Here is a 7,890-nt window from a genome sequence, read left to right on the forward strand (position 1 = left end):
GTGCATAATACGCTTTCCCGCCACAGAGTCAAGCATTTTTTTTGCTTTTCTCTGCCGGAATTCTCAGGAGAATCCCGCTGACCCGGCGGCGTGTTTGCCGTTGTTCCGTGTCAGTGGTGGCGCATTATAGGGAGTTATTCTGAGCTGACAAGAGGAAATTTAAAATAATTTTCCGAATGCGCGTTTTTTATTCTTTATGCTTATTTCGACGCCGATCTGTTGGTTAATTGAGCGATTTCTCGGGCAAAATTCGCGACCTGCTCCCAATCGGTATAGACAACCTCTTTGCGCGTATCTGTTTCTCCGCCTGACATCTTCATAATCAGCTTGATCATAAAGCGGTCGTACCAACGATAGCGTGGATAACGCAGCGCCCCGGCAATAACGGCACAGCGATCGGGGCGCCATTGTGAACTCATCAGAAACTTTCGTGCGTAGCTGTTGGTCTGCACAGTCCGCTTCTCCGGCTTGCGTGCCACCAGGTTGACGGAGTAAAAGGCGCTCGGCATTGAGTTCAGTCGGGTGGCATGCTTTTTGACAAATGCCTGGAACGCAGAATGGTAATGACCGTAGCGAATAGAAGCGCCAATCACCACGCGATCGTAGTTTTCCCATTGTGGTTCTTCAATGCGGTGCACATTAGCGACATCCGCCTGGATCCCCAGTTCTTTCAGTTCCGAAGCCAGGTAGGAGGCAATCTCGCGCGTTTGTCCGTCCCTTGTTGAGAAAAGAATTAATGTTTTCACGTATTACTCCATCATTCACGCCAGAAAGTCGGGGTAAAGAGCACCAGCAATGTAAAGACCTCAAGACGACCAAACAGCATGTTGGCAATCAGGATCCATTTAGCCACCGGGTTCATGCTGGTAAAGTTATCAGCAACCACGCCAAGCCCTGGCCCCAGGTTATTCAATGTCGCAACAACCGAGGCAAAGGCAGAAAAGTCATCCACGCCCGTGGCGATTATCGCCAGCATACTGACAATAAACACCAATGCATAGGCGGAGAAAAATCCCCAAACGGCTTCGAGGATACGTTCCGGCAGTGCGCGATTCCCCAGCTTAATGCTATAGACGGCGTTCGGATGCACCAGTCGTTTCAGCTCACGGTTTCCCTGTTTGAACAGCAGCAGGATGCGGATCACTTTCAGGCCACCGCCCGTTGACCCGGCGCAACCGCCGATAAAAGCTGAACATAAAAGCAGTACCGGCAAAAAGAGCGGCCAGCGGGCAATGCTATCAGTCGTAAACCCGGCGGTTGTCGCCATCGACACCACCTGGAAAAATGCCTGGTTAATTGTCATCAGCGCCGAACTGTAGACATTATGAAACCACAGCACGAGGGTACAAATAACCACCAGCGTAAACTGTACGCCGATAAACATGCGAAATTCCGGATCGCGCCAGTAGACCTTCAGACTACGCCCACTTAACAGTGAAAAGTGCAGACCGTAGTTACAGCCGGAGATCAGCAGGAAGATAGCAATGATAGTGTTAATAGTCGGGCTATCGAAATATCCGACGCTGGCATCATGAGTCGAGAAGCCGCCAATAGCGATTGTCGCAAAGCTATGACCGATGGCATCAAAGGCATCCATTCCAGCAAACCACAGCGCCAGTGCACAGGCGACGGTCAGCAAGACATAAATCAACCACAGGGTTTTCGCCGTTTCCGCAATTCGCGGACGCATTTTGTTATCTTTCAGCGGGCCGGGCATTTCCGCGCGATAGAGCTGCATACCACCAACGCCGAGGATAGGCAGTATCGCAACCGCCAACACGATGATCCCCATCCCGCCAAACCATTGCAGCATCTGGCGATAAAAGAGGATTGCGTGAGGGAGCGAATCCAGCCCCACCAGCGTAGTGGCCCCCGTGGTGGTCAGGCCGGAGAAAGATTCAAAAAACGCATCGGTAATCGTGAGGTTCGGGCTTTCCGAGAAGATAAAAGGGAGCGCACCGACGCTACCCAGCACGGTCCAGAACAGCACCACGATCAGAAACCCTTCACGGGATTTCAGTTCGCCCTTCTCTTTACGGTTAGGCCACCACAACATGGAGCCAATAGCGAGGGCGACAAAAAAGGTCTGGGTAAATGCGCGGCCCGCCCCATCCCGGTAGATGAGTGCTACCAGCCCAGGGATAATCATTGTCCCTGAGAATAAGATGACCAGTAGTCCAACGATTCGGGTAATGGCGCGAAAATGCATCTCTGCCGCTTCCTTAGTTCTGCAAAACGAAGTGGGGATTATTCTTCAATCGCTAACAATTGCAATGAACCACGGCTAAAATCCGCCAGCTTTGCGGAAAATTCAGCCACTTTCGCCGCTGGAAGCGCCACCCGCAGCAGAACGAATGCCTGATAATCACTGTTGATAATTTTGCCGTCACACTGCCCCAGCAACGCTTCAATGCCGGTTAACTGACTATATTCACATTGCAAAGTATATTCGGTTAATGGCGTCTTGCGTTGGGTCGTTAGCTGGCGCAACGCCTGATTCACGCCGCCGCCATACGCTTTCACTAACCCACCGGTGCCAAGCAATATGCCGCCGTAGTAGCGCACCACCACAGCGGTAATTTCCCCGACGCCGCTGCCCATTAGTTGGGCGAGCATCGGTTTACCTGCCGTGCCCGCCGGTTCCCCGTCGTCAGAGAAACCCAGCTGTTGAGAATCATCCGGCGCACCCGCCACCCACGCCACACAATGGTGGCGGGCATCGGGGTGTTCTGCCCGCACCGATTCAACAAACGCTTTCGCCGCCTCAACGCCATCGGTATGCGCCAACATCGTTATGAAGCGGCTTTTTTTGATCTCTTCAACGACCGTGACCGGTGCCGCAGGAATTAACCAGCTTTCCATCACGCCAGTTTCAGATCCCGGGTCATGTTTTCCACGTTGTTTTCGTGGATCACCACGTTGTCTTCGATACGAATGCCGCCGAACGGTTTCAGTGCTTCAATTTTCTGCCAGTTGAAGTGTTTGCTGAACTGCCCTTCACGCCACGGTGCCAGCAACGATTCGATGAAGTAGATACCCGGCTCAATGGTTAACACCATGCCCGGCTGGAGAATACGGGTGCAGCGCAGGTACGGATATTTTGCCGGTGCCGCGAGGTGCGTACCGCTATCATCCTGCATAAAACCTGCTACGTCATGCACCTGCAGGCCCAGCGGATGGCCGATACCGTGCGGCATAAACGGTCCGGTGAGATCGTTTTCGACCATCGCTTCTTCACTCATATCGGTGATGATTTGATGTTTACGCAGCAGTTTGGCAATGCGCTGATGGAACTGGATGTGGTAATCCACATAGCTGACGCCTGCTTTCATGGTGGCGATCAGCGCCAGTTGTTCATCATTAACGTCTTTCACCAGCTGTGCGTAGTCGTTGTCGCTTTTTGCCGACCAGGTTCGGGTCAGGTCAGCCGCATAGCCGTTATATTCTGCCCCGGCATCCAGCAGGAAGCTACGCATCTCTTCCGGTGCCTGATGGTCCAGTTTGGTGTAATGCAGCACCGAAGCGTGTTCGTTGAGCGCCACAATGTTGCTGTAAGGTACGTCGGTATCACGATGACCGGTCGCGGTCAGATAGGCAATGTTGATATCGAACTCGCTCATGCCAGAACGGAACGCTTCTTCTGCCGCGCGATGACCGTTGACCGCCATTTTCTGCGCTTCACGCATACAGGCCAGTTCGTACTCGGTTTTGAAGGAGCGGTAGTAATGCAGGTAGTCGATCACCCCTTTCGGGTTGATATTGCTGGCCTCAATGCCCAGTTGCAGCGCACGTTCCGGCACCGGACCGATATAACCAATATTGCCGCGCGCAGCAGGCAGCAGGCTACCAATGCCATCGGCTTTCGGCAGCGCGATCACGTCCACATCTTCAGTCCAGAAGGCGGTCGGCAGCGGTTCGACGTTGTGCCAGTAATCAACTGGCAGATAGAACCACAGTTTCGGCTTGTTCACGCCATCCACCAGCAACCAGCAGTTTGGCACCTGAGTTACCGGCACCCACGCTTTGAATTGCGGGTTCACTTTAAACGGATAGGGATGATCGTCGAGAAAAACGTTGAACAGTTCGCCGGAGTGAATAAATAACGCATCCAGCTTGAAGCGCGCCAGCGCATCGCGAGTCCGTTCTTGTAAGGTAGCTATATGATTTTTATAGAGCGAGGCCAGTGATTCCATTTTTTACCCTTCTGTTTTTTTGACCTTAAGTCTCCGCATCTTAGCACATCGTTCATCCAGAGCGTGATTTCTGCCGAGCGTGATCAGATCGGCATTTCTTTAATCTTTTGTTTGCATATTTTTAACACAAAATACACACTTCAATGCATCTGGTACGACCAGATCACCTTGCGGATTCAGGAGACTGACATGCTTTACAAAGGCGACACCCTGTACCTTGACTGGCTGGAAGATGGCATTGCCGAACTGGTATTTGATGCCCCAGGTTCAGTTAATAAACTCAACACTGCGACCGTCGCCAGCCTCGGCGAGGCCATCGGTGTACTGGAACAGCAATCAGATCTAAAAGGGCTGCTGCTGCGTTCGAACAAAGCAGCCTTTATCGTCGGTGCTGATATCACCGAATTTTTGTCCCTGTTCCTCGTTCCTGAAGAACAGTTAAGCCAGTGGCTGCATTTTGCCAATAGCGTGTTTAATCGCCTGGAAGATCTGCCGGTGCCGACCATTGCCGCCGTCAACGGCTATGCGCTGGGCGGTGGCTGCGAATGTGTACTGGCGACCGATTATCGTCTGGCGACGCCGGATCTGCGCATCGGTCTGCCGGAAACCAAACTGGGCATCATGCCGGGCTTTGGCGGTTCTGTACGTATGCCACGTATGCTGGGCGCTGACAGTGCGCTGGAAATCATTGCCGCCGGTAAAGATGTCGGCGCGGATCAGGCGCTGAAAATCGGTCTGGTGGATGGCGTAGTCAAAGCAGAAAAACTGATTGAAGGGGCGATGGCGATTTTACGCCAGGCCATTAACGGCGACCTCGACTGGAAAGCAAAACGTCAGCCGAAGCTGGAACCGCTAAAACTGAGCAAGATTGAAGCCACCATGAGCTTCACCATCGCTAAAGGGATGGTCGCACAAACGGCGGGGAAACATTATCCGGCCCCCATCACCGCAGTAAAAACCATTGAAGCTGCGGCCCGTTTTGGTCGTGAAGAAGCATTAAATCTGGAAAACAAAAGCTTTGTCCCGCTGGCGCATACCAACGAAGCCCGCGCACTGGTCGGCATTTTCCTTAACGATCAATATGTAAAAGGCAAAGCGAAGAAACTCACCAAAGACGTTGAAACACCGAAACAGGCCGCTGTACTGGGCGCAGGCATCATGGGTGGCGGCATCGCTTACCAGTCCGCGTGGAAAGGCGTGCCGGTTGTCATGAAAGATATCAACGACAAGTCGTTAACCCTCGGCATGACCGAAGCCGCGAAACTGCTGAACAAGCAGCTTGAGCGCGGCAAGATCGATGGTCTAAAACTGGCTGGCGTGATCTCCACGATCCACCCAACGCTCGACTACGCCGGATTTGACCGCGTGGATGTTGTGGTAGAAGCGGTTGTCGAAAACCCGAAAGTGAAAAAAGCCGTACTGGCAGAAACCGAGCAGAAAGTACGCCCGGATACCGTGCTGGCGTCTAACACTTCAACCATTCCTATCAGCGAACTGGCCAACGCGCTGGAACGTCCGGAAAACTTCTGCGGGATGCACTTCTTTAACCCGGTCCACCGAATGCCGTTGGTGGAAATTATTCGCGGCGAGAAAAGCTCCGACGAAACCATTGCGAAAGTCGTCGCATGGGCGAGCAAGATGGGCAAAACGCCGATTGTGGTTAACGACTGCCCCGGCTTCTTTGTTAACCGCGTGTTGTTCCCCTACTTCGCCGGTTTCAGCCAGTTGCTGCGCGACGGCGCGGACTTCCGCAAGATCGACAAAGTGATGGAAAAACAGTTTGGCTGGCCGATGGGTCCGGCATATCTGCTGGATGTTGTGGGCATTGACACCGCGCATCACGCTCAGGCTGTCATGGCAGCAGGCTTCCCGCAGCGGATGCAGAAAGATTATCGCGATGCCATCGACGCGCTGTTTGATGCCAACCGCTTTGGTCAGAAGAACGGCCTCGGTTTCTGGCGTTATAAAGAAGACAGCAAAGGTAAGCCGAAGAAAGAAGAAGACGCCGCCGTTGACGATCTGTTGGCAGAAGTCAGCCAGCCGAAGCGTGATTTTAGCGAGGAAGAGATTATCGCCCGCATGATGATCCCGATGGTCAACGAAGTGGTCCGCTGCCTGGAAGAGGGCATTATCGCCACTCCGGCAGAAGCGGATATGGCGCTGGTCTACGGCCTGGGCTTCCCTCCGTTCCACGGCGGTGCGTTCCGCTGGCTGGACACCCTCGGCAGCGCAAAATACCTCGATATGGCACAGCAATATCAGCACCTCGGCCCGCTGTACGAAGTGCCGGAAGGTCTGCGTAATAAAGCGCGTCATAACGAACCGTACTATCCCTCGGTTGAGCCAGCCCGTCCGGTTGGCGACCTGAAAACGGCTTAAGGAGTCACAATGGAACAGGTTGTCATTGTCGATGCAATTCGCACCCCGATGGGCCGTTCGAAGGGCGGTGCTTTTCGTAACGTACGTGCGGAAGATCTCTCCGCTCATTTAATGCGTAGCTTGCTGGCGCGTAATCCGGCGCTGGAAGCGGCGGCCCTCGACGATATTTACTGGGGCTGTGTGCAGCAGACGCTGGAGCAGGGTTTTAATATCGCCCGTAACGCGGCGCTGTTGGCTGAAGTACCACACTCTGTCCCGGCGGTTACCGTCAACCGTCTGTGTGGTTCATCCATGCAGGCACTGCATGATGCAGCACGAATGATCATGACTGGCGATGCACAGGCATGCCTGGTTGGCGGCGTGGAGCATATGGGCCATGTGCCGATGAGTCACGGCGTCGATTTTCACCCCGGCCTGAGCCGCAATGTCGCCAAAGCGGCGGGCATGATGGGCTTAACGGCAGAAATGCTGGCGCGTATGCACGGTATCAGCCGTGAAATGCAGGATGCCTTTGCCGCGCGGTCACACGCCCGCGCCTGGGCCGCCACGCAGTCGGGCGCATTTAAAAATGAAATCATCCCGACCGGTGGTCACGATGCCGACGGCGTATTGAAGCAGTTTAATTACGACGAAGTGATTCGCCCGGAAACCACCGTGGAAGCCCTCGCCACGCTGCGTCCGGCGTTTGATCCCGTCAGCGGTACGGTAACGGCGGGTACATCTTCTGCGCTTTCCGATGGTGCAGCTGCCATGTTGGTGATGAGTGAAAGCCGCGCCCGTGAATTAGGTCTTAAGCCGCGCGTCCGCGTGCGTTCGATGGCGGTCGTCGGTTGTGACCCGTCGATTATGGGTTACGGCCCGGTCCCGGCCTCAAAACTGGCGCTGAAAAAAGCGGGGCTATCTGCCAGCGATATCGGTGTGTTTGAGATGAACGAAGCCTTTGCCGCGCAGATCCTACCGTGCATTAAAGATCTGGGGCTGATGGAGCAGATCGACGAGAAGATCAACCTCAACGGTGGCGCGATCGCGCTGGGTCATCCGCTGGGCTGTTCAGGTGCTCGTATCAGTACCACGCTGCTGAATCTGATGGAGCGTAAAGATGCCCAGTTTGGTCTGGCGACGATGTGTATCGGTCTGGGTCAGGGTATTGCGACGGTGTTTGAGCGGGTTTAAACACTTGCCGGATGCGGCGTAAACGCCTTATCCGGCCTACGGTTCAGGACTATTTGTAGGCACGATAAGACGCGCCAGCGTCGCATCGGGCATTGTTTGCCGGATGCGGCATAAACGCCTTATCCGGCCTACGGTTCAGGACTAT

Annotated in this window: 6 protein-coding genes; 2 read left to right on the forward strand and 4 right to left on the reverse strand. The window is 54.1% G+C overall.

Features of this window, described 5'->3' with window-relative positions:
- Positions 1-200 precede the first annotated feature (200 nt).
- Genes hemG through pepQ form a run of 4 tightly spaced genes read right to left on the reverse strand, consistent with a single transcriptional unit; the run spans position 201 to position 4,193 of the window.
- Positions 201-746 (reverse strand): menaquinone-dependent protoporphyrinogen IX dehydrogenase, encoded by a 546-nt coding sequence (gene hemG / locus FEK46_RS22925; protein ID WP_130209490.1) that lies wholly within the window; start codon positions 744-746, stop codon positions 201-203.
- Between the two features lie 11 nt (positions 747-757).
- The gene (trkH, locus tag FEK46_RS22930) at positions 758-2,209 is read right to left on the reverse strand and encodes a Trk system potassium transporter TrkH (protein WP_000545680.1); all 1,452 of its coding nucleotides are present in this window, start codon (positions 2,207-2,209) and stop codon (positions 758-760) included.
- Positions 2,210-2,247: 38 nt separating this feature from the next.
- On the reverse strand, positions 2,248-2,862 hold the full coding sequence (locus tag FEK46_RS22935) for an IMPACT family protein (protein WP_001296979.1): 615 nt from the start codon (positions 2,860-2,862) through the stop codon (positions 2,248-2,250).
- Positions 2,862-4,193 carry a Xaa-Pro dipeptidase gene (pepQ, locus tag FEK46_RS22940; protein WP_135559131.1) on the reverse strand — a complete coding sequence of 444 codons (1,332 nt, stop codon included), beginning with the start codon at positions 4,191-4,193 and terminating at the stop codon, positions 2,862-2,864. Before pepQ ends, FEK46_RS22935 begins: the two co-directional genes overlap by 1 nt.
- A 189-nt stretch (positions 4,194-4,382) precedes the next feature.
- Here pepQ and fadB point away from each other — a divergent pair, with 189 nt between their 5' ends.
- Complete coding sequence (fadB, locus tag FEK46_RS22945) at positions 4,383-6,572, forward strand: fatty acid oxidation complex subunit alpha FadB (protein WP_135559132.1); 2,190 nt, start codon at positions 4,383-4,385, stop codon at positions 6,570-6,572.
- 9 nt (positions 6,573-6,581) lie between these two features.
- On the forward strand, positions 6,582-7,745 hold the full coding sequence (gene fadA, locus FEK46_RS22950) for an acetyl-CoA C-acyltransferase FadA (RefSeq protein ID WP_135559133.1): 1,164 nt from the start codon (positions 6,582-6,584) through the stop codon (positions 7,743-7,745).
- Positions 7,746-7,890: the final 145 nt, after the last annotated feature.

The sequence above is a fragment of the Escherichia sp. E4736 genome (assembly GCF_005781225.1).
Lineage (GTDB): Bacteria > Pseudomonadota > Gammaproteobacteria > Enterobacterales > Enterobacteriaceae > Escherichia.